Raw genomic sequence first — 20,549 nt, forward strand, 5'->3', positions numbered from 1 at the left:
TTCCTTCGGGTTATTTTATAAACTATCGGAATGAATCGTGTCTAACACAGAGACACAAACAAGAAAAAAGCGTAATCCAAATTTCGGATTACGCTTCTTCTTTCCCTATAGAACCGGGAATACACTCGGAAAATTTACTTCATGTTGCGTTGTAAATCGTAACTGACAATCCGTCTGTTAATGAACCAGACATTTAGGTGCACTTAAAACAAAAAACTTTTCTTTCACTTGCTAAAATACGCTGAATCGAAACCTAAATATATCGGTTCCCGACGAGAGTACCTTTCGTCAGTAAAGCAAATCTTCCGCCAAGGCTGTGCAAATCATCCTTTGGAGTTTCTTGTAAACACATTGTTTACCAGTCCTTTCCTTCGGTAGTTCCGCCTTGTACTATTTATATACCCCGCTTAATAATGGTTAAACATCTTTTATAAATTTTTTTAAAACTTTTTTTATGTTAGTTTAGAAGCAGAAAGCTTGCCCCCATCTCGTTTCAGAAAAACACTAACTTTATGTAAGTATTTATCCTAATAATCTGCAAAAGATTATAACAGTTTGTGCATTGAAATAGCAGATGAAGTAAACCCCAGCTTTGTATATAGTCGATACGCATGCTCATTATTTCCGAATACGCTCAAGGCAATTGAATCTATTCCACGCCCTCTTACTCTATCTTGTAATTCCTCTAAGGCTTTTGTTGCGTAACCCTTTTGCCTGTATGCTTCTTTAATATAAAGGTGGTAAAGATAGGCGCGATTAATTTCCATATTTATACTAAACCAGATTATTCCTACTTCCTTAGCTATTACAGGATCATAAAGGTTGTATAAATATTGTCCCTCGGTGGATAAACCATCTGGAAGCAAATCCTTCATCATCATTTCTGATTCTTCCATAGCTTTATCTATCGGAAGATTATAGTTGTCCGAAATATCTTTCGCATAATCCGGTATCATAAAACTTAAGTAGTTATTAAATTCATGGTCATTCATTTCTCTAAGCTTAATCATATATATATTCTCCTTTACTTCTATACTTTGATATTGTTCATACATGCCCCTCCTAACATCCTTCGTTATTCATTCGCAATAGACACGAAAAAATCCTGCTTTTTATAGTTTCGCGGCTTTTCCTATTTACATAAAAAAAGCCACTCAATAATGAGTGACCTCTAATTTATCCTTCTTAAACAACAACCAGTCTCCTTGGGCCTACACGCTTCCGAGGCTTTGAATCCAACTGCTCACTGCCGATTATGTATGACAAAGGGATGCAATTACCGAGAATTGTAGTAAATTGTCAGAATAGTTTAGAATTGTTTCTGACACAGGGACGCTCACACAATTACCGAGAATTGTAGTTAATTGTCAGAATAGTGTCTGACACAGGGACACACCAGCATCCCCTACCCACCAGTTCCCGACAACCTCGACACCGTTTCAGCCAACAAAAAGCACCTTTCCGTCAGTGATTCTATTTCGAGATATTCTCCTTCATTGTGCAGCTTTCCACCGATTGGTCCTACACCGTCAATGGTGGCTACGCCTAGGTGAGATGGAAAGGATGCATCTGATCCTCCACCGGTATGAGAATCGGTTACTTTTAGGCCAAAGGAGTTTCCGACTTCCTTCACGATTTCTAGGAGTTTCTGATTCTTATCATCAAGCTCCATTGGTGGACGGGTGATGCCGCCTTCTAGGTCGATTGTGGTTCCTGGTACATCTGGTACGGAGCAAATATTTTCGATTTGCTTAGCAATTTCTAAGCTTTGCTCATCACTTTCGATGCGTACATCTACATATCCAGTGGCGCTGTCTGGGATCATATTTACCGCGTCTCCGCCTTCCACTATCCCTACACTTACTGATATCCCTTGTTCATGGTCAGTTAAATGATTGAGCTTTATCGTTTTATATGCAAGCTCTTCAATAGCACTTCTGCCTTCTTCTGGCGCTACTCCGGAGTGTGCAGATCTTCCATGTACATGTAGCGTATATCTGCCGCCCCCTCTTCGTGAGGACACAATCGATCCATCCTTACGGGCAGGCTCCATCACCAAGGCATATTTAACATCCTTTGAAATTTCCTCAATGAGTTCCCTTGATGTTGGAGAACCTATTTCCTCATCACTATTTAAAATAATGATGACATTTTTCAAAGCAGCATCGTGTTTCTCGTACAAATACTTCATAGCATACAATAAGGTTACCTGACTTGCCTTCATATCCGCTACTCCTGGACCAAATGCAAGGCCATCTTTAATGGTAAACGGTCTTTCTGCTGCCGTTCCAATTGGAAACACCGTATCCATATGAGCGATTAGCAGTATTTCAGGCTTCAAGGCTTCTTTATGTTTGATGACAATGTTATTACCAAATTCCTCATTTTCTTTAATTTCAATAGAGAGGTCCATTTGTTTATATTCATCTATTAGGATTTCCCCTATTTTATCTACTCCCGTTTTACACGTTGAACCACTATCTATATTCACTAGCTTTTCTATGAGCTCAAGCATGGGCTCAAGGTTTCTCCTCAGATAGTCCATCACGCATCTACCTTCACTTTCTCTTCATTGATAATTCCTTTACCATTTTCAAGCGGGAAATGACAAGCTACAAATTGACCTGACGCTTTTTCCTCAAATACAGGCTCCGTTTTACTGCATATGTCCTGAGCATAAGGGCATCTTGTATGGAAATTACAGCCAGGTGGTGGATTTGCCGGACTCGGGATGTCGCCTTCTAAAAGCTGTCTTCCCTCGATGTTCCGTTGAGTGGGATCGGGAACTGGCACAGCGGACAATAAACCCTCTGTATAAGGATGCATAGGATGTAAAAACAACTTTTCCTTTGTCGTCAGCTCCACGATTTTACCAAGATACATCACGGCAATTCTGTCACTGATATGCTTTACTGCCGGCAATCCATGTCCAATAAAAATGAACGTTAGATTGAGTTCCTTTTGTAGCTTAGCCAGTAAGTTTAATATTTGGGACTGAATCGATACATCTAGTGCCGAAACCGGCTCATCACATATGATGAGCTTGGGATTTAAGGAAATAGCACGAGCAATTCCAATTCGTTGTCTTTGCCCTCCACTAAATTCATGTGGATATCGATTGACATAAGCACGATTCAAACCAACTAGGTCCATCAGCTCCATTACTCGTTCAGTGAGCTCTTTTTTATGGAGAGATTTATGAGTTCTTAAAGGCTCAGCTATCAAATCAAACACGCGCATACGTGGATTCAAGGATGAGAAAGGGTCTTGAAATACCATTTGGATATCGGCTCGTTTCTTTCTTAACACCTCTCCTTTTAGCTTCGTCAAATCTTCTCCCTCAAATAAAATTTCTCCTTCCGTGGCATCCAATAGCTGACCTATCAGGTTCCCAGTAGTCGACTTCCCACATCCTGACTCTCCAACTATCCCTAGTGTTTCTCCCTCGTCTACATAAAAGTCCAAGCCGTCGACTGCATAAAGAAACTGTTTTTTTCTTTTTAAGAAACCTTCAGATATATCAAAAGCTTTTTTCAGCCCTTTAACTTCCAGCAAATGATTTTGTTTCATACAAATCAACCACCTTTTCTTCATGGAGCCAGCATCTGACCTTGTGATTTGTCAGAATTTCTTCAAGCTTTGGTTGAGCCTCAGCACATTTTTGCATGGCGTATGGACAGCGATCCATAAACCGACAACCAGTTGGATAATTTAACGGACTTGGGACAGTACCCGGTATAGAGGTTAGTTCATCCTTTAATTCATGGATTTTAGGAGTACTATCCATCAGACCTTTCGTGTATGGGTGTCTAGGTTCTCTAAACAATGTAAATACATCCGTTTCTTCTACTACCTGACCTGCATACATCACTACTACACGATCTGCCATTTCAGCCACGACGCCCAAGTCATGGGTGATTAGCAAAATAGATGTATCAAACTCCGTGATTAAGCCCTTCATCAATTTAAGAATTTGAGCCTGAATCGTTACATCTAGAGCAGTAGTTGGTTCATCTGCAATCAACAATTCCGGATTGCAGGAGAGTGCCATCGCAATCATGACACGCTGTCTCATCCCTCCACTTAAGGAATGGGGAAAGGAGTCAATGACCTTCTCAGCCCTTGGTATTCCAACCTTTTTCAGCATTTCAATACTTATCTGACGTGCTTCCTTCTTATTCTTCTTTTGGTGCAGCATAATCGATTCTGCCATTTGATTTCCTATTGTGAAAACAGGGTTCAAGGAAGTAAGAGGCTCTTGGAAAATCATCGCAATTTCATTACCACGAAGATGACGCATCTCTTTCATCGAGATTGGTACAATATCTCTTCCTTTAAACAAAATTTGTCCATCTTCAATTCTTCCTGGCGATTCGATTAAACGCATAATGGATAGAGATGTTACGCTCTTCCCTGAGCCCGATTCACCTACTATCGCTACTGTTTCGCCTTTATTTATCCTTATAGAAACGTCATCGACTGAGGGAACAACCCCATTTTCAGTATGGAAATAAGTTTTGAGGTTTTTTACATTCAGTACTTCTTCCGCCATTGGGATTCCTCCTTTAGATTACTTTTTGATAGAGCGTGGATCAAGAACATCTCTTAACCAATCACCCAAGAATATGATTCCAAGCACTGTTACCGTAATGGCTAGACCCGGAAAAGTTGCCAGCCACCAGCTAGTCGCTAAATAATCTCTTCCGTCACTCAAAATAGATCCCCATGAAACAGTAGGTGGTTGAACACCAAGTCCCAAAAAGCTAAGTGACGCTTCTAGAATGATCGTTGTTGCCACACTTAACGTGGAAATTACGATAAAAGAGGAAATAACATTTGGCAATAAATGACGAGTAATTATCTTATGGTTTTTCACTCCAATGGAACGAGCAGCTCTTACGAAATCACGTTCCTTTATAGTTAACACTTCTCCACGAACAAGCCGTGCATAATTTACCCAGTTCGTAGCACCGAGAACGAAGATAAGCGTAATCACACTAGGGCCAAAAACACTAAGTATTACTAGCGCAAAAAGAATAGTAGGGATTGCAAGGAAGGAGTCTACAAGGCGCATCAGTACATTGTCGATAAAACCTCCGTAATACCCTGCGATTAAACCAATCGTCACACCGATAATTCCGGCAACAACTACAGATGTAATACCTACTAATAAAGAAATTTGAGAACCATATATAATTCGACTAAGAATATCTCTACCAAGATTATCCGTTCCCAATAGATTTGCAGTACTACCACCCTCCATCCAGAAAGGAGGCTTTAGCATATTAGCTGCATTTATAGCAGCAGGATCATGCGGTGCTAGTAATGGCGCAAGAATGGACACTATACCAACAAATAATACGATAAAGAATCCTACGGTACCTGTCTTGCTTCTAAGTAGTAATCTACTCCACCTTTTAAAAGAAGAGGGTTTGTTTTGTGTAATGCTTACTGTCTGTGATTGGGTCAACTTAACTTCCCCCCTAGCTATATTTAATCCGCGGATCTAATAGTCGGTAAAGAATATCTGCTACTAGATTCATAAGAATTACGAGTATTGCGATAACAAAAACACTGGCTTGAACAATTGCCATATCACGTGTATTTACTGCCTGTATTAATAGTTGACCTAAACCCGGCCACGAAAATACAGTTTCAGTTATCAATGCGCCACCTACCACAGTAGAGGTTTGCAGTGCAGTAATTGTGATAACCGGAATAAGTGAGTTTCGGAAAGCATGCTTATAAACTACGATTCTATCCTTTAAACCTTTACTCTTTGCTGTTCGTACGTAATCCTGGTTTAAGGTTTCAATCATGCTCGACCGGATGAGTCTCGTCATTTCCGCCGCTATCCCAGTAGCAAGAGTGATGGCAGGGAGAACCAAGTGCATAAGCGTCCCTCTCCCTGAAACAGGGAAGAAGCTTAACGTAACGGAAAATAATAAAACTAGCATGATCCCTAGCCAAAAGTTAGGCATCGCTTTCCCTAATACCGCCGCTCCTGTCGCCACTAAGTCTAGACTAGAGTTTTGTTTTGTAGCTGACCAAATACCAAGTGGAATCGAAACAACAATTGCTATTAGAAGTGCTGCAATACCTAGTTCAAGTGTTGCGGGGAGACGCTCTAAGACGATGGACATCGCATCCTGCCCATAACGATACGATTCTCCAAAGTCACCTTGTACAAGATTCATAATGTATGTAGTGTATTGAACGATAAAGGATTCATTTAAGCCTAAGGATTCTCTTAATAGCTCTACATCTTCCTGAGAAGCGTCATCTGGTAGCATTAATGCCACTGGATCTCCTGCTATAAAGACTAGTGCAAAGACAATAAATGAAATGATTAATAATACGGGTATTATTTGTAGTATTCGCCTAACGAAGTAATTGTTCATTAATTGTCACCTCACACATATTTTGAAATGATTTGTAGACTGAATTAATTTCATAGTCCTTTTTATCTTTTTAGAATAAGAAAGTAGTATGGATTTCCGCTTCAGGTGGACGCTTTCCGCGGGGGGAGCGATAAGCCATCACCCACAGCACAACAAGCGCGGTTGCGATGTCTTATCTGTCTCACTCATCCCACTGGAGTCGCCACCTTCCGCTACAATCCATACGAAGATAATGGTCATGTCTAATCAGTTAAACATTATTTTAAGAAATTGAATTAACTATTAATTTCATAGTTTTTCCTATAAAAATATCCTTTTAAAATAAGAAAGTAGTATGGATTTCCGCTTCAGGTGGGCGCTTTCCGCGGGGGGAGCGATAAGCCATCACCCATCGCTTACGCGCGTGGTTGTGATGTCTTATCTGTCTCACTCATCCCGCTGGAGTCGCCACCTTCCGCTACAATCTTCTATGAACTTGAACAAACCAACTAAATTTTCTACCTATATAGTAAAGGAAGGAAGAGCAAGCTCTCCCTACCAATCACCATATTTACTTTTTATTGATAGATTCTACGTAAATGATTTCATCCATTGTAGGAGTATAATCAATTGCATCACTTACACCTACGTTAATAGATTCTTGGTGTAATACGATATGAGCCGTGTCTTCAGCTAATAAATGCTGTGCTTTAATATATTGTTCTGCTCTTTCTTCTGGGTCCATATTTTGAGCAGCTGCTGCTAATAGTTCTTCTACCTCTTCGTTATGATAATCAATTTGACCTTTGAATCTCTCATAGTTATACCAATCTAATGCGTTCGCAGCGTCAAACATAGAGTTACCTAGAGCTAGTAAATAAGCATCCTTATTTTTTCCTGAATTACGAAGTTCAACGAAATTACTCCACTCCATGAATTCTACGTTTGCTTTTACCCCAATTGCACTCCACATTCCCGCAACCATCTCCGCTATTTCAGCATCTTGTAAATAACGCCCTTTTGGAGAATGGAAGGTCATTTCAAAACCATCTGGATATCCTGCTTCTGCCAATAATTTCTTTGCTTCTTCCACGTCATAGTTATACGTGTCATAAAGATCTTCTGCAAAACCAAAGTTCCCTGGTGCGACACGTGTAATCGTTGGTATACCTGCTCCATTTAACAGGTTATCGGTTATCGCCTTGTTATCAATAGCCAAGTCCAAAGCTTTTCTAACTCTAGGATCAGAGGTTGGATATCCTTCTGTTGAACGTACAAATATCATCATCGTTCGGTTAGAGGTACCTTGAGATAAATGCGTACCCTCGTTTTCATCAATACGTTTCCACTCACTTGGTGGCATGTTTGTTGCAATATCCACTCCACCTGTTAATAGCTCAGATACACGTGTAGAGTTTTCTGGAATGACACGGAATACAACCTCATCCCATTCTTCATTTTTACCGTCAAAATAATCATCATAGACTTCTAGCACGATACGATCGTCACGTACCCACTTCGAAAATTTAAATGGTCCTGTCCCAACTGGATTTTCCAAGAAGTGATCCATTCCGTTTTCTTCAATATATTCAGAAGGAAGGATACTAGAAGCAATCCTTGAAATTCTATTTAATAAAGCCGGGTCTGGCTCATTTGTAACGATACGTAACGTTAAGTCATCCACAACTTGTACCTCTTTAATAGAGTTATAGTTTATGTGGTCTAGTAACGTGGAATCATGCGCAACACGTTCAAGTGAGAATTTAACATCCTCCGAATCTAACGCCTCGCCGTTATGGAAAGTAACTCCTTCTTTTAATTTCACTTCCCAAGTCTTATCGTCTATTTTTTCGTACCCCTCTGCTAAGTCTGGTAAAATCTCGCCAGTCTCATTATCACGCTTAAAAAGATAGTTAAACATATTCACGTGAATTGCTTCTGTAGAAGTATTAACATGGTTATGAACGTCAAATGTTACCATGTCCGTTCCCATCGCAATCGTCAATGTCCTGTCGTCCTCTTTTTTGGTCGTAGAAGTAGATGAATCATCTCCACTACAAGCTACCAGCAATCCTACTGTCAAAAGTACAGAACTTGCTAATCCTACCCATTTCCTCATAGTCATTCCCCTTTATATATATAATTTCATTGAACCTATACTTATTATTCGTTCGTATTACTCTCTATGTAATCAAGAGCGAACTGGGCCAATAAAGCCGAGCCATATGGCAGCGCATCTTCATCAATATCGAATTTCGGATGGTGATTGGGATAGATACAATCCTTCGTCTCATTGTAAGTACCTAATCGGAAGAAGATCCCTGGCACCTTCTCAGCATAGTAAGCAAAGTCCTCTCCTCCCATGCTCGGATTAATAATCGATAATGTATCGGCTCCCAATATTTTTTCAGCAACTGAATCTAATAATGGAATCAATCGATTATCATTTTTCACGGAAGGATAGCCAAATTGATAATCGAACTTATAAGTAGCCCCCATCCCTTCGCAAACGCCTTTAATATATTGCTCCATTCTTTTGGAAATGACCTCTCGCAGTGAAGGATCTAACACTCTAACCGTTCCTTCGAGTCGAACGGACGGTGCGATGACATTTCGTTTAAAGCCACCTTCAATTTTCCCTATTGTCAAAACAGCTGGCTTTAAAGGATCAATTGAACGGCTCACAATTTGTTGTAATGAAGAGATTACTTCCGCTGCCACCGTTATGGAGTCGATAGACATATGTGGATGAGCCGCATGTCCCCCCTCTCCAATCACTTCTATATCAAAAGAATCCGCACATGCCATTGCGACATCTTTCGCAACCGTTATAAAACCTGTATGTGCTGTAGGATGTACATGCAAGCCAGCAATCACAGCCACATCGGGATTTTGAAGAACCCCTTCCTGAACCATATGTAAGGCGCCTGCTAACCCTTCCTCTGCTGGTTGAAATATCAACTTGATATTTCCCTTTGTCGGTCTATGCTTGCTTAGTATTTTCGCTGCTCCCAGCAGCATCGAAGTATGGGCATCATGTCCGCATAAATGTGCAACACCAGGAACCGACGAGGCGTATGAGACAGATTTCTCATCTTGTATAGGAAGTGCATCCATGTCTGCTCTTAATGCAACTGTCGGACCTGGCTCAGTGCCTCTTAGAAGAGCCACAATTCCAGTTTTCGCAACCGGTGCTTGAATCTCATAACCAAGATCCTTTAAGTTTTCTAAAACAAACTTGGAAGTTTCATATTCTTCAAATGATAGTTCTGGATTCACGTGAAGATGTCTGCGCCACTGTATTAAATTATCCTTTATGTCTAAGGCTTCCTTAAGTAAGACGTTCTCTTCTACTACTGTTTCTTTCATGTAATCCTCCTCTTCACTATATTTCGGCATAATATTATGAAATAATTCTATTTTCTGACTATTATTTTTATATTAGTTTAGATAATTTCTTTAGTCAAGAAAAGTTTCCCATATATTTGTCGAATAACTTTCCTATATTATAATCTCCATTAATCCTCAAACACTGCCATCGGCAATACTGCACTAACGATATATTGTCCCGCGTCTACAATCTCTGAGATTTTTAAATCCACACAAAGGCTAGACAACAAATAGGCATCCTTTGGCTCCATTTCATACGTAGTTGAAATGTGATCTACCATCGCACGAAGCGCATCCTGCGAAGCCTTCATCAAATCTGGACCAACGCCAGTGGTGCCGAAGAATCCCTTATGGTTCACCTTTGGAGTAAGCTCACCACTCGTCAAAAACTGAGGCGAAGGAATCGTTTTGCCTTTAATAAGATTGAACTTTAAGGTAGCGGTCATCGGACATTCTAAAGCGGAAACACAAACCTCCCCATCTCCTTGAGCTGCATGGGCATCCCCACAGCTAAACAATGCCCCAGCCACCTGGACAGGTAAATACAACTTTGTCCCAATCGTCAGCTGGCGGACATCCATATTTCCTCCAAACGTTCCCGGGGGCATAATCGGCTGTCCACTTGCATCCTTAGGACTAACTCCCATCGTCCCTAAAAACGGCTCGATTGGAATCTTAATATCCTCGCGGAAATGAATAAACTCCCCATCGGTCAAATCAAAGGTTCTTAAATACGCATCTGGAAACTCCTCTGGCAGCAATCCAAGTCCAGGCAAAATAGCCGTCCACCCCCAGCTTCCTGTCTCTAAATTTACAATTTCCACCTCCAGCATATCTCCCGGCTCTGCCCCCTTAATGGCCACTGGACCTGCAAGTGGGTAAACCTTGTCCCAATCTAAGCTAGCAATAGATTCAGTAGTAGAATCAATCGAAAACTGGTTGTCCGTTACCTCTCTCGTCTTAAATATGACCGTGTCCCCACTTTCAATCGTCAAGACCGGCTTCGGATCCTTCTCCCACGCGTAATGCACAATATCCTCCGGAAAATGATGGACTTTTGCTGTTTGAACGTTCATAGTCTTCCTCCTTATCAATCTATCTATATAAAAAGGCTATCATAATTCTACTATAATTTAAATGAATTTATAAAATTTTCAGTTAAATAAAAAACACAGTAAAAGAATAAACGCTACTTAATATCTTCTTCCACCAGCTCACGAGATTCTAAACAGTACTGACAATACGCTTGATTAGTCTTTTCCATAGGAGGAGGTAGCAAATCTTTTAAGAAGTTTTGATCAAGAAATTGAGGAGATTCTTTAATTTCGTGGAAATAAAAGGGATAGGAGCTATAAGGGTAGGCTTCTAATCGATCAACCATAGGCTTCTTAGTATTAATTGGATTACGATGAATATAACTGCTCACTACAAGCAAACCTTTTCGAGATCTCACCTCTTTTGCAAAATATCGCTTCTGATAAATTCTGCCAACATGATTATAACGCTTAGAATAAGAATCACTATACCTCCTATTAATAAGAGCCATAATCTTACTAAGCGGATCCTTAGTCGGTTTAATCAAAATATGATAATGATTACTCATAAAACAATACGCAAGAACCGTAAATGGATACCTATCATACACATGCAAAACAGCACGCATAAGCTCCACCATATCCTCGTGCGACTTAAAAATAGCCTCACGATTATTACCTCGCATAATTACATGATAATACGAATGGGGATTAAAATTTCGTCTCCTTGTCATTTCACCTCACCCTGCCAAACCAAGCAAGCGCCGACAAAAGAGAATTGCGGGAAAAAAATATACAGATAGAAGAGAGTCACGCGAGGTATTAACCATACTGAGAAAAATCGAGGGGGAAAGTAAACCACTAAACTGCACATCGGCATATCTGCCAAATAAATATCTCACCACTTATAGTCATCCCTACTTCCTAATAAATTTGTTCTACAAATCCATTATAAACTACTAATACACAGTTTTCAAAATATTAAATCTACTTTTGATAGAAGTAATCCAGGGATGAACATATAGACTCGCCTTCGAATTGTAGAGAATTGTGTCTCACACAGGGACAAACACAATTCTTCCAGAAACCCACCTACCACAGGTCTCACCTAAAAGAATTGTGTCTGACACAGGGATCGAGTCAACCATTCGAATTGTGTCTGACACAGGGACGCGCACAAAACACTCCAACACCCAAACACTACCCCCCAAGCCACCCCCGAACCTCCGCACTCAACCCAGCCCAGTCCTCACGCTCCACAAACTCTTTCCGCACAAGTGCACTACCGGCTCCAACCGAAACTGCCCCGGCATCCAAATAGGCCCTCACTGTTTCCTTCGTAATCCCACCAGTCGTCAGAATATCAATATGACCAAGTGGCCCCTTCACGTCCTTGATAAAGCCTGGACCAAGTGTAGATGCTGGGAATAACTTGACCATAGCTGCTCCTGCCTGATCTGCCAGAACCATTTCGCTTGGTGTAAACACTCCAGGTATAAAAGGAACGTTTTTCTCTACGGAGTAAGCCAACACGTCAGAATTGAAATTTGGTGCTACAAGAAACTGTGCGCCTGCATCCATAGCAAGATCACAATCTGCTATCGTTAGAACTGTCCCCGCTCCAACAAGCAGCTTCCCCGTAAAACGATCCAACGCTTCCCGGATCATAGCTTCTGCGTTCTCGCTATCCATCGTAATTTCTACTGCTCTAATCCCACCATCGTATAGCGCCTGTATGATACCAGCACTCTTCTCATAAGGAATCTTTCTAAGTACAGGTATTATAGGACAATCCTTTAACTGGTCCAAGACACTCACAAGCCTCTCCCCCTTCACTCATCGTTGAACTTCTACAAAACTTGGATCTATCTGGTTTTCATACGGGTACCCTTCTGCATCACCCGGTACCGTTAAAGCAAACGAAGCTACACGGTTAGCTAGTTTCACAGACTCCGCTACTGGATAGCCTCGCAGCATCCCTGATAAAAAGCCTGCTGCAAAGCCGTCGCCAGCACCAATCGGATCGACTACTTTCTCTACTACAAACCCTTCCACATACCCGGACTCACTCGCAGTCCCATAGTAAGCGCCACTTTTCCCCAATTTCACTACTACCGTTGTCGTCACGTCAGACAAAAACGCTTTAGCGATAGCCTCTGGATTAGTCTCTCCTGTGAGCATTGTTCCTTCTTCAACACCAGGCAGGACAATATCACACTTGCTAGCGATATCCCGAAGCACTGGAGCCGCCTCTTCCTTTGTCCACAGCTTCAAACGAATATTCGGATCAAAGACTACCTGGACACCATGTTTTCTAGCAATATCAATACTATGATGCACTGTCTCCAAACAGGAGGCACTGAGAGCAGGAGTAATACCTGTTATATGTAAGTACTTCGCCTGCTTGATATAATCCTCACGTATATCATTAGGCGTCAATTTCGAAGCGGCAGAGCCTTTTCGGTAATAATAAACCTTAGGCTCACCTTCCATCTTTCGTTCCTTAAAGAAGACAGCAGTAGGACAATCACTTAGAAACTTAACCTCCGACGTATCGACACCTTCACCCCGAATCGTGTTTCTTAAATAGATTCCAAAATCATCCTGTCCGAGCAACGAAATCCACCCTACCTGATGACCAAGTCGCGAAAGGGCGATTGCCACGTTAGATTCAGCACCGCCAATCGTTTTGTTAAATTTAGCTGCATATGTCATGGAGCCTACTGATTCCGGTGTAAATAAAACCATCGACTCGCCTATCGTCACTACATCCATCATCACTACCCCCTACACTCCAGAATAAGCCATAAAACCACCATCTACTGGTACAGTTATGCCCGTTACAAACCCAGACATCTTTTCATCTGCAAGCCATAACAGCGTTCCAAGCAGGTCCTCTGGTTTCCCAAAGCGACGCATCGGCGTATGGGTAATAATTTTGTTCGAGCGCTCCGTTAGAGAGCCGTCCTCATTCGTTAAAAGATTTTTATTTTGCTCGGTTAAAAAGAACCCTGGTGCAATCGCATTCACACGAATACCTACATCTGCAAAATGGACCGCTAACCATTTAGTTAAATTTTCAATACCAGCCTTCGCCGCACTATAGGCAGGAACCTTCGTCATAGGAGATGGGGCGCTCATCGAGGACATATTAATAACTGTCGGGTGTTCTTTATTAATCATATCGGCTGCAAAAACTTGAGTCGGCAGCAACGTCCCCATAATATTAAGGTCGAATACAAACCCAAAACCTTCTTTTGTTAAATCAAAAAATGTTTGAATAGAATCATTCTGCAAATCATCTTGAGCAAAAATCTCCTTCGTTGTAATTCCTTTAGGATGATTACCGCCAGCTCCGTTGATCAAAATGTCACAGAAACCAAACGCCTCGTTCACCTGTTTCTTCGCTTCCATAATCGATTCCTTATCTAGAACATTACAAGAAAGCGCAAGTGCCTCCCCGCCTTCACTACGTATATCCTCTGCAACCGCTTCTCCTTTTTCTAGCTTCCGGTTTAAGATTGCCACCTTCGCGCCCTGGCGTCCCATTTCTCTTGCCATCGCACTACATAACACGCCACTGCCGCCTGTAATGACGACCACCTTACCCGATAAATTTTCATGCACCTCAAGCATTTTCTTCACCTCCAGTAGATTTCAAGGCATCCCACAGACCCCATAAGTACATGACGCCAAGTGCTCGGTCGTATAAGCCATAGCCTGGTCTGCCTACCTCGCCCCATATGTCTCTCCCATGGTCTGGTCGAATATAGCCTGTATAGCCGATATCTCGGAAAGCTTTCATAACACCTACCATATCAACAGAACCTTCAGACATTTTATGAGATGTCTCGATAAAGTCTCCATTCTCATAACGCTTTAAATTACGTACATGCGCGAAGTGAATTCGGTCACCATATGTACGAATAATAGCTGGTAAATCATTTGCTGGATTTGCTCCTAAAGAACCACTGCAGAAGGTCAGACCATTAGAAGGGCTGTCTACTAACCCTATTAATCTACCAAGATTCTCTTCATTCACAATAATTCTAGGAAGTCCGAAAACCGGCCATGGTGGATCATCCGGATGAATAGCTAGCTTAATTCCACATTTTTCAGCAGCAGGAACAACCGCCTCTAGGAAATACTTTAAATTCTCCCACAGCTTTTCTTCATTTACTTCCTTATACGCAGCCAATATTTCCTTCAACTGCTCCAATCTTTCTGGCTCCCAGCCTGGAAGCGTAAAGCTGCTATCCTGTAATACTCGATTCACCAGCTCAGATGGCTCGATGCCTTCAATAAGCTTTTTTTCATAGAATAATGCAGTAGAGCCATCCTCTAGTTCCTTTTTTAAATCCGTTCGAATCCAATCAAACACGGGCATAAAGTTATAGCAAATGACCTTTACTCCTACCTTTGCAAGCTCCTGCATCGTCTCAATATAATGCTCTATATATTGATCGCGAGTCGGCAAGCCTAGCTTTATATCTTCATGGATGTTCACACTTTCTACTACCTCTATGTGCAAGCCATGAGACTCTACCTTCTGTTGCTCCACTTTTATCTCTTCAATGGACCATCTTTCCCCTGCTGCCACATGATGCAATGACCATACGATGCCTTTGACACCAGGGATCTGTCGAATATGCTCTAACTTCACATGATCATTTTCTTCACCAAACCATCTAAAAACCATTTCCATTTATATCACCTAACAATCCTTATATTTCTAAATAGTTTTGAACATTGTTATAGCAAATATCTTTTACAATCTGACCTAATAATTCAAAGTCTGGTGGATATTCGCCTGTTTCCACCCAATCCCCAATCAAGTCACATAAAATTCTCCGAAAATATTCATGACGGATATAGGAAAGAAAGCTTCTGGAATCAGTCAGCATCCCGATAAAACGTGCTAATAATCCTGTGTTAGAAAGCACCTTTAATTGCTCCAGCATACCGTCCCGTTGGTCACCAAACCACCAGGCAGTCCCAAACTGGATCTTTCCAGGCACATCCCCTTGGAAATTCCCAACCATAGTTCCTACCATATAATTGTCCCTTGGATTTAAGTTGTAGATAATCGTTTTTGGCAGCTCACCCGTATAATCTAGAGCATTCAATAGATTAGACAAATCGGAAGCATAGGAAAAATCATTTATCGAATCAAAGCCGGTATTAGGTCCTGCAACCCCAAGCATCCTTTTATTGTTATTTCGAATAGCCCCTATATGCAGCTGCATCGCCCAGCCTTGTTGAGCGTACATCTTCCCAAGCTCGATCATCGTTGCAGTTTTAAACTGAACGACCTCCTCCTCTGACAAAGGAGAATTGTTTAAACCCTTTTGAAAGATAGTCTCTAAATCAGCTTGCTGAAAATCTCTATAAAAAGCACTGTCGAGCCCATGGTCTGACAAGCGACAGCCAGCCTCATGAAAAAATTCAACACGTTTATGTAACCCGGATAAAAAATCACTAAAGGTATGGACCGTCTGCCCACTTGCTTTTTCTAGCTTTTGAACCCACTCTGAAAAAGTATCCAGTTCTATCCCAAGCGCACCATCTGGTCGAAAGGTTGGAAGCACCTTTACTGGAAAGCTATCATCCATTTGGATTGCCTTATGATATTGCAAATCATCTATTGGATCGTCTGTCGTGCAAATCACTTGCACATTCGACTTTTGAATAAGGGAACGTGCCGTGAACTCTTTCGTTTGTAAAAGCTTGTTGCAATGCTCCCAAATCTCATCAGCCGTTTCCTTGTTCAGCGGCTTATCTAACTCGAAATACCGTTTTAATTCTAACGAAGTCCAATGATACAACGGATTACCGAGTGTATAAGGAACAGTGGCTGCCCACTTATCAAACTTCTCCTTGTGGGTTGCATCACCTGTTATAAAGCGCTCCTCTATTCCATTTGCTCGAAGTGCCCTCCACTTATAATGGTCGCCTTCCAGCCAAATCTCATATAAATTTGCAAAAGCTTTATCCTCTGCTATTTCCTTGGCAGATAGATGACAATGATAATCGATGATTGGCATATCCTTCGCATACTCGTGATATAGCTTCTGAGCTGTCTCTGTTTTCAATAAAAACTGCTCATCCATAAATGCTTTCATACGCATCCTCCCTTAGTCCATTAGCATTCCGCCGTTAGCCTCCACTATTTCTCCTACTAGATAGCTAGAATAATCGGATGCTAGAAAAAGCGCTACCCCTGCAATATCGTCTGGTGTTCCCGTTCTTCCCAATGGAATTTGTGCTGTCATCTTATCCAGTAGCTCCTGAGATGAATATCTTTCATGGAATGGTGTTTCTATAACTCCAGGGGCAATGCCATTGACACGAATATTGTATTCTAGCAGTTCCTTGGCAAGCCCCCTAGTCAATGTGCTCACTGCACCTTTCGCCGATGCATAGGCCACTGCACCACCGCCTCCTCCATTTCTCGCTGCAATAGAGGTGATATTAATGATATTTCCATTTGCAGACTTCTTTAGAAGATGAAGGGCTGCCTTTGTTACATGAAAGACAGAGGATACATTAATATCAAAGATGTTATTCCATGTGTCATGATCGAGATCCTCTATTTTAGAACGCTTTACCATCGTTCCTGCATTGTTGACTAAAACGTCTAAACGTCCAAACCGAGCGTTTATTTGCTCCACCATTTCCTGTATGTGAAGTGGCTTTGTCACATCACCAGTCACTAGTAAAGCCTCTGCACCCAATGCCTGCACGGCGTTCACTGTTTCCTTTGCTGCGTCCACATTCGAATTGCCATGAACCACTAGCTTTGCACCAGCTTCCGCAAACGCTTTAGCGATAGAGCTGCCAATTCCCGTGCTGCTACCTGTCACCCATACAACCTTGTCTGTAAATGAATACATGAGATACCCCCTCCAACCATATTATTCTCTTACATAAATAGATCTGGTAAGAACATTACAATAGAAGGAACAAAGGTTAATAAAAGAACCAATGCGAATACACCTAATATAAAAGGAATCGACTCTTTCACATAATCCTCTAATGGCACCTTCATAATCGAGGTAGTAGTATACATCGTAACGCCAACGGGCGGAGTCATTCCTCCAAACGTAACGATCGTCATCATCAAGATTCCAAAATGTACTGGATCTACTCCTACTTGCTGAACAATTGGTAGGAAAATAGGCGTCAGTAACAGAACCAATACGGTAGACTCGATGAACATTCCCGCAATCACTAAGAAAATCAATATTAAAATAATCATCAGATTTCCGTTCGTAGTTAAACCTATTAAAAAGTCAGCCGCATTTTGTGGTAAGCGATCATATGTAATTAGGAATCCTAGAATAGAAGAAACGGAAATGATTAATAATATAGATGCATTATCTGTCACTGATTGAGAAAGTGCTTCTTTAAAGTTTTTCCAGTTTAACTCTTTGTAAATGAAGAAACCAATTATTAGGGCATAAACTACTGCGAATGCTCCCGCTTCAGAGGCTGTGAATATTCCAAAGCGAATACCCACTACTAATATGACTGGGAACATAAGCGCCCAAATACTTTCTTTTAAGGTGATCATAATCTCTTTAAAAGTTGCTCTTTTTTGTACAACATTACTATCATAGTTACGCTTTTTAGCTATAACATAGGAGATGACCATCAAAAAGACCATCATTAAAAGACCAGGGATAATACCAGCCAAGAAAAGTTTCCCAATGGAAACCTGCCCGACATATCCGTAAAGGATAAGTCCGATACTAGGCGGTATAGTAGCGGTGATTAAGGAACTAATCGCTATAACAGAAGCAGAATACCCCCCTGAATATCCACGGGCAATCATTTTATGACCTAGGATACGGCTCTGCATAGCTGCATCGGCATTGGCTGAACCGGATACACCGCCCATAACAGTACTCAAAACAATAGATACATGTGCAAGGCTTCCTTTCAAATGTCCCGTTAAAGCATTTGAAAAACGAATTAGACGATCTGTAATACCTGATGCATTCATCAAATTCCCTGCAAGTATAAAGAAAGGAACAGCTAGAAGCGGAAAAGACTGCGTTCCAGCCACCATCCGTTGGGTGGTAATTTCAATAGGTAAATCTGAACCTACTAAAAAATACATAAGGCTGGCAATCCCTATAGCAAAAGCAACTGGCATATTAAGAAAAAGTAAAATAAAAAATACGACTGCAACTACTAACAAATGATTCCCTCCTTATGATTTCAACTCGTTTGATAATGATGACTTAAAGCCAATAACTTCTTCCCTGATTTGACTAAGAATTGTTAATATCATCAAAACGCTTCCTACAGGTACAGCTAAAGTTATAAAGGAATAACTTACTGGAAGGTTGCTAATCTGACGAGATGAATTCTCCATACTTAATTGGAAACCATACTTTGTTAAAAAAAACAAAAATGCCAAAACAAGAATCTTCGTAAAGAGTTCAATAATGTTTTTAGCTTTTTGAGGCAAGGCCTTTACAAATACATCTACCGTAATGTGTTTTCGTTCTCTTAATGTGCGATTTGCGCCTAAGAATATTGCCCAGACAAAGAGCAATTGAGCAAATTCAACTGACCATGAGAGGGGCCATCCAGCCCATCTCATAACCGCAGCTAAAAAGACAAAGAACACAATTCCAATCATTAAAAGGTTTGTCAGAAAGTTTTCGAACTTCACATATACTCCTGCAACTTTATTGATCATTGCAATCACTACTTCCCTAGAATTTTGTTCACTTCATCCTTCAAATCTGCATAGCCATCTATCTTTTCATACACAACCTCTGTAGCTTTTTTAAATGCCTCGATATCTACTTCGTTAATCTCCACGCCAGCCTCTTTCATCTTTTCTTCAAAGTCAGCTAGCTGTCCGATTGTATTTTCAGAAGCTTCTTCTCCAGCCTTTTGAGCCTCTTCGTAAACGATTGCCTGATAGTCCTCTGGTAGCTCAGCCATCCAATCAGCTCCAGCTACAATACCAGTGATCAACTGGAAATGACCAGTCTTTGCAATATACTTTACAACCTCATGTAAGTTTGCACCGTACGACGCTGGATGTTGTGCCTCAGCTCCGTCGATAACCCCTTGTTGAATTCCTGGGTAAACCTCGGAGAATGCCATACCAGCAGGACTAGCTCCCATTGCAGAAATAGTTTCTGTCCATACAGTAGCTCCCGGTGTTCTAATTTTTAAGCCCTTCAAATCAGATGGCTTTTCAATTTTTTTGTTCGTTAAAAAGTGTCGATCTCCTTGATACCAGTTAAACGATAAAATTTGTAAATTATGTTCACTTGCAAGCTTCTCTTCCCATCCTTTAAATAGGTCTGACTGAGCTACCTTGTTAGCCTCATCATAGCTGTCTACAATATACGGCGCCGAAAGAATACCGATCTCAGGAACCATTTCCGCTAAACGACCAGAGTCTACTAGCACAGCTACATTCGCTCCTACCTTCGCTTGCTCCAATACATCGCTATCATCACCAAGTGAACCATTCCCATAAATTTCAACGATCACTTTATCATCTGTTCTTTCTGCAACCCGATCTTTAAAAGCTTCTATTCCTTGATAAATTGGGTCAGTTGAAGCCAATGCAGTATTAATCTTGAGTGTATAAACCTTATCCGCACTAGCCGTTGTCTTACCATCTTCGCCATCCGAGCATGCTGCAAGCAATGTGAAAACCATGAAAACCAAACTTAATAGTAAATACTTTTTCCCTTTCATTGAAAAGCCCCCT

19 protein-coding genes are annotated in these 20,549 nt (G+C 41.1%); all 19 read right to left on the bottom strand.

Annotated features, from left to right (window positions below; genetic code table 11):
• Positions 1 to 545: 545 nt before the first annotated feature.
• Positions 546 to 1,010, bottom strand: coding sequence for a GNAT family N-acetyltransferase (locus tag MKX96_RS15800; RefSeq protein ID WP_340885104.1), 465 nt, complete (start codon positions 1,008 to 1,010; stop codon positions 546 to 548).
• Positions 1,011 to 1,405: 395 nt separating this feature from the next.
• Positions 1,406 to 2,515, bottom strand: a complete 1,110-nt coding sequence (locus MKX96_RS15805; protein WP_340885107.1) for a M20 family metallopeptidase — start codon at positions 2,513 to 2,515, stop codon at positions 1,406 to 1,408.
• A 29-nt stretch (positions 2,516 to 2,544) separates the two neighbouring features.
• On the bottom strand, positions 2,545 to 3,570 hold the full coding sequence (locus MKX96_RS15810) for an ABC transporter ATP-binding protein (protein WP_340885109.1): 1,026 nt from the start codon (positions 3,568 to 3,570) through the stop codon (positions 2,545 to 2,547).
• The gene (locus MKX96_RS15815; RefSeq protein WP_340885111.1) at positions 3,542 to 4,552 is read right to left on the bottom strand and encodes an ABC transporter ATP-binding protein; all 1,011 of its coding nucleotides are present in this window, start codon (positions 4,550 to 4,552) and stop codon (positions 3,542 to 3,544) included. The genes MKX96_RS15810 and MKX96_RS15815 overlap by 29 nt, the downstream gene beginning before the upstream one ends.
• Before the next feature lie 18 nt (positions 4,553 to 4,570).
• Positions 4,571 to 5,470 carry an ABC transporter permease gene (locus MKX96_RS15820; protein ID WP_340885113.1) on the bottom strand — a complete coding sequence of 300 codons (900 nt, stop codon included), beginning with the start codon at positions 5,468 to 5,470 and terminating at the stop codon, positions 4,571 to 4,573.
• A 13-nt stretch (positions 5,471 to 5,483) separates the two neighbouring features.
• Entirely contained in the window at positions 5,484 to 6,401 is a 918-nt protein-coding gene (locus MKX96_RS15825; RefSeq protein WP_340885115.1) for an ABC transporter permease, read from the bottom strand.
• Between the two features lie 550 nt (positions 6,402 to 6,951).
• The gene (locus MKX96_RS15830) at positions 6,952 to 8,499 is read right to left on the bottom strand and encodes an ABC transporter substrate-binding protein (protein ID WP_340885118.1); all 1,548 of its coding nucleotides are present in this window, start codon (positions 8,497 to 8,499) and stop codon (positions 6,952 to 6,954) included.
• Between the two features lie 44 nt (positions 8,500 to 8,543).
• A complete protein-coding gene (locus tag MKX96_RS15835) occupies positions 8,544 to 9,749 on the bottom strand; it encodes a M20 metallopeptidase family protein (RefSeq protein WP_340885121.1) in 1,206 nt (401 codons plus the stop codon).
• A 149-nt stretch (positions 9,750 to 9,898) separates the two neighbouring features.
• Entirely contained in the window at positions 9,899 to 10,846 is a 948-nt protein-coding gene (locus tag MKX96_RS15840; RefSeq protein WP_340885124.1) for an acetamidase/formamidase family protein, read from the bottom strand.
• Between the two features lie 113 nt (positions 10,847 to 10,959).
• On the bottom strand, positions 10,960 to 11,538 hold the full coding sequence (locus MKX96_RS15845; protein ID WP_340885127.1) for a transposase: 579 nt from the start codon (positions 11,536 to 11,538) through the stop codon (positions 10,960 to 10,962).
• A 466-nt stretch (positions 11,539 to 12,004) separates the two neighbouring features.
• Positions 12,005 to 12,622, bottom strand: a complete 618-nt coding sequence (locus MKX96_RS15850; RefSeq protein WP_340885131.1) for a bifunctional 4-hydroxy-2-oxoglutarate aldolase/2-dehydro-3-deoxy-phosphogluconate aldolase — start codon at positions 12,620 to 12,622, stop codon at positions 12,005 to 12,007.
• A gap of 18 nt (positions 12,623 to 12,640) precedes the next feature.
• Positions 12,641 to 13,579 (bottom strand): sugar kinase, encoded by a 939-nt coding sequence (locus tag MKX96_RS15855; RefSeq protein WP_445678220.1) that lies wholly within the window; start codon positions 13,577 to 13,579, stop codon positions 12,641 to 12,643.
• 12 nt (positions 13,580 to 13,591) lie between these two features.
• A complete protein-coding gene (locus tag MKX96_RS15860; protein ID WP_340885138.1) occupies positions 13,592 to 14,440 on the bottom strand; it encodes an SDR family oxidoreductase in 849 nt (282 codons plus the stop codon).
• Positions 14,433 to 15,509 (bottom strand): mannonate dehydratase, encoded by a 1,077-nt coding sequence (gene uxuA / locus MKX96_RS15865; protein WP_340885141.1) that lies wholly within the window; start codon positions 15,507 to 15,509, stop codon positions 14,433 to 14,435. Before uxuA ends, MKX96_RS15860 begins: the two co-directional genes overlap by 8 nt.
• Positions 15,510 to 15,528: 19 nt before the next feature.
• Positions 15,529 to 16,926: a glucuronate isomerase gene (gene uxaC / locus MKX96_RS15870; RefSeq protein WP_340885144.1), complete on the bottom strand. Its 1,398-nt coding sequence runs from the start codon at positions 16,924 to 16,926 to the stop codon at positions 15,529 to 15,531.
• 12 nt (positions 16,927 to 16,938) lie between these two features.
• Complete coding sequence (locus MKX96_RS15875) at positions 16,939 to 17,697, bottom strand: SDR family NAD(P)-dependent oxidoreductase (RefSeq protein WP_340885147.1); 759 nt, start codon at positions 17,695 to 17,697, stop codon at positions 16,939 to 16,941.
• A 29-nt stretch (positions 17,698 to 17,726) separates the two neighbouring features.
• Complete coding sequence (locus tag MKX96_RS15880) at positions 17,727 to 19,007, bottom strand: TRAP transporter large permease (RefSeq protein WP_340885149.1); 1,281 nt, start codon at positions 19,005 to 19,007, stop codon at positions 17,727 to 17,729.
• Between the two features lie 12 nt (positions 19,008 to 19,019).
• The gene (locus MKX96_RS15885) at positions 19,020 to 19,514 is read right to left on the bottom strand and encodes a TRAP transporter small permease (protein WP_340885151.1); all 495 of its coding nucleotides are present in this window, start codon (positions 19,512 to 19,514) and stop codon (positions 19,020 to 19,022) included.
• An 8-nt stretch (positions 19,515 to 19,522) separates the two neighbouring features.
• Positions 19,523 to 20,536, bottom strand: coding sequence for a C4-dicarboxylate TRAP transporter substrate-binding protein (locus MKX96_RS15890; protein WP_340885153.1), 1,014 nt, complete (start codon positions 20,534 to 20,536; stop codon positions 19,523 to 19,525).
• Positions 20,537 to 20,549: the final 13 nt, after the last annotated feature.

It is taken from the genome of Psychrobacillus sp. FSL W7-1493 (genome assembly GCF_038004905.1).
Classification (GTDB): Bacteria; Bacillota; Bacilli; order Bacillales_A; family Planococcaceae; genus Psychrobacillus.

Coding starts and splice junctions, on each gene's coding strand:
- MKX96_RS15840 (WP_340885124.1), bottom strand. CDS start 10,846: ATGAACGTTCAAACAGCAAAAGTCCATCATTTTCCGGAGGATATTGTG.
- MKX96_RS15815 (WP_340885111.1), bottom strand. CDS start 4,552: ATGGCGGAAGAAGTACTGAATGTAAAAAACCTCAAAACTTATTTCCAT.
- MKX96_RS15835 (WP_340885121.1), bottom strand. CDS start 9,749: ATGAAAGAAACAGTAGTAGAAGAGAACGTCTTACTTAAGGAAGCCTTA.
- MKX96_RS15890 (WP_340885153.1), bottom strand. CDS start 20,536: ATGAAAGGGAAAAAGTATTTACTATTAAGTTTGGTTTTCATGGTTTTC.
- MKX96_RS15810 (WP_340885109.1), bottom strand. CDS start 3,570: ATGAAACAAAATCATTTGCTGGAAGTTAAAGGGCTGAAAAAAGCTTTT.
- MKX96_RS15825 (WP_340885115.1), bottom strand. CDS start 6,401: ATGAACAATTACTTCGTTAGGCGAATACTACAAATAATACCCGTATTA.
- uxuA (WP_340885141.1), bottom strand. CDS start 15,509: ATGGAAATGGTTTTTAGATGGTTTGGTGAAGAAAATGATCATGTGAAG.
- MKX96_RS15845 (WP_340885127.1), bottom strand. CDS start 11,538: ATGACAAGGAGACGAAATTTTAATCCCCATTCGTATTATCATGTAATT.
- MKX96_RS15855 (WP_445678220.1), bottom strand. CDS start 13,579: ATGGATGTAGTGACGATAGGCGAGTCGATGGTTTTATTTACACCGGAA.
- MKX96_RS15800 (WP_340885104.1), bottom strand. CDS start 1,010: ATGATTAAGCTTAGAGAAATGAATGACCATGAATTTAATAACTACTTA.
- MKX96_RS15875 (WP_340885147.1), bottom strand. CDS start 17,697: ATGTATTCATTTACAGACAAGGTTGTATGGGTGACAGGTAGCAGCACG.
- MKX96_RS15860 (WP_340885138.1), bottom strand. CDS start 14,440: ATGCTTGAGGTGCATGAAAATTTATCGGGTAAGGTGGTCGTCATTACA.
- MKX96_RS15805 (WP_340885107.1), bottom strand. CDS start 2,515: ATGCTTGAGCTCATAGAAAAGCTAGTGAATATAGATAGTGGTTCAACG.
- MKX96_RS15830 (WP_340885118.1), bottom strand. CDS start 8,499: ATGAGGAAATGGGTAGGATTAGCAAGTTCTGTACTTTTGACAGTAGGA.
- uxaC (WP_340885144.1), bottom strand. CDS start 16,926: ATGAAAGCATTTATGGATGAGCAGTTTTTATTGAAAACAGAGACAGCT.
- MKX96_RS15885 (WP_340885151.1), bottom strand. CDS start 19,514: ATGATCAATAAAGTTGCAGGAGTATATGTGAAGTTCGAAAACTTTCTG.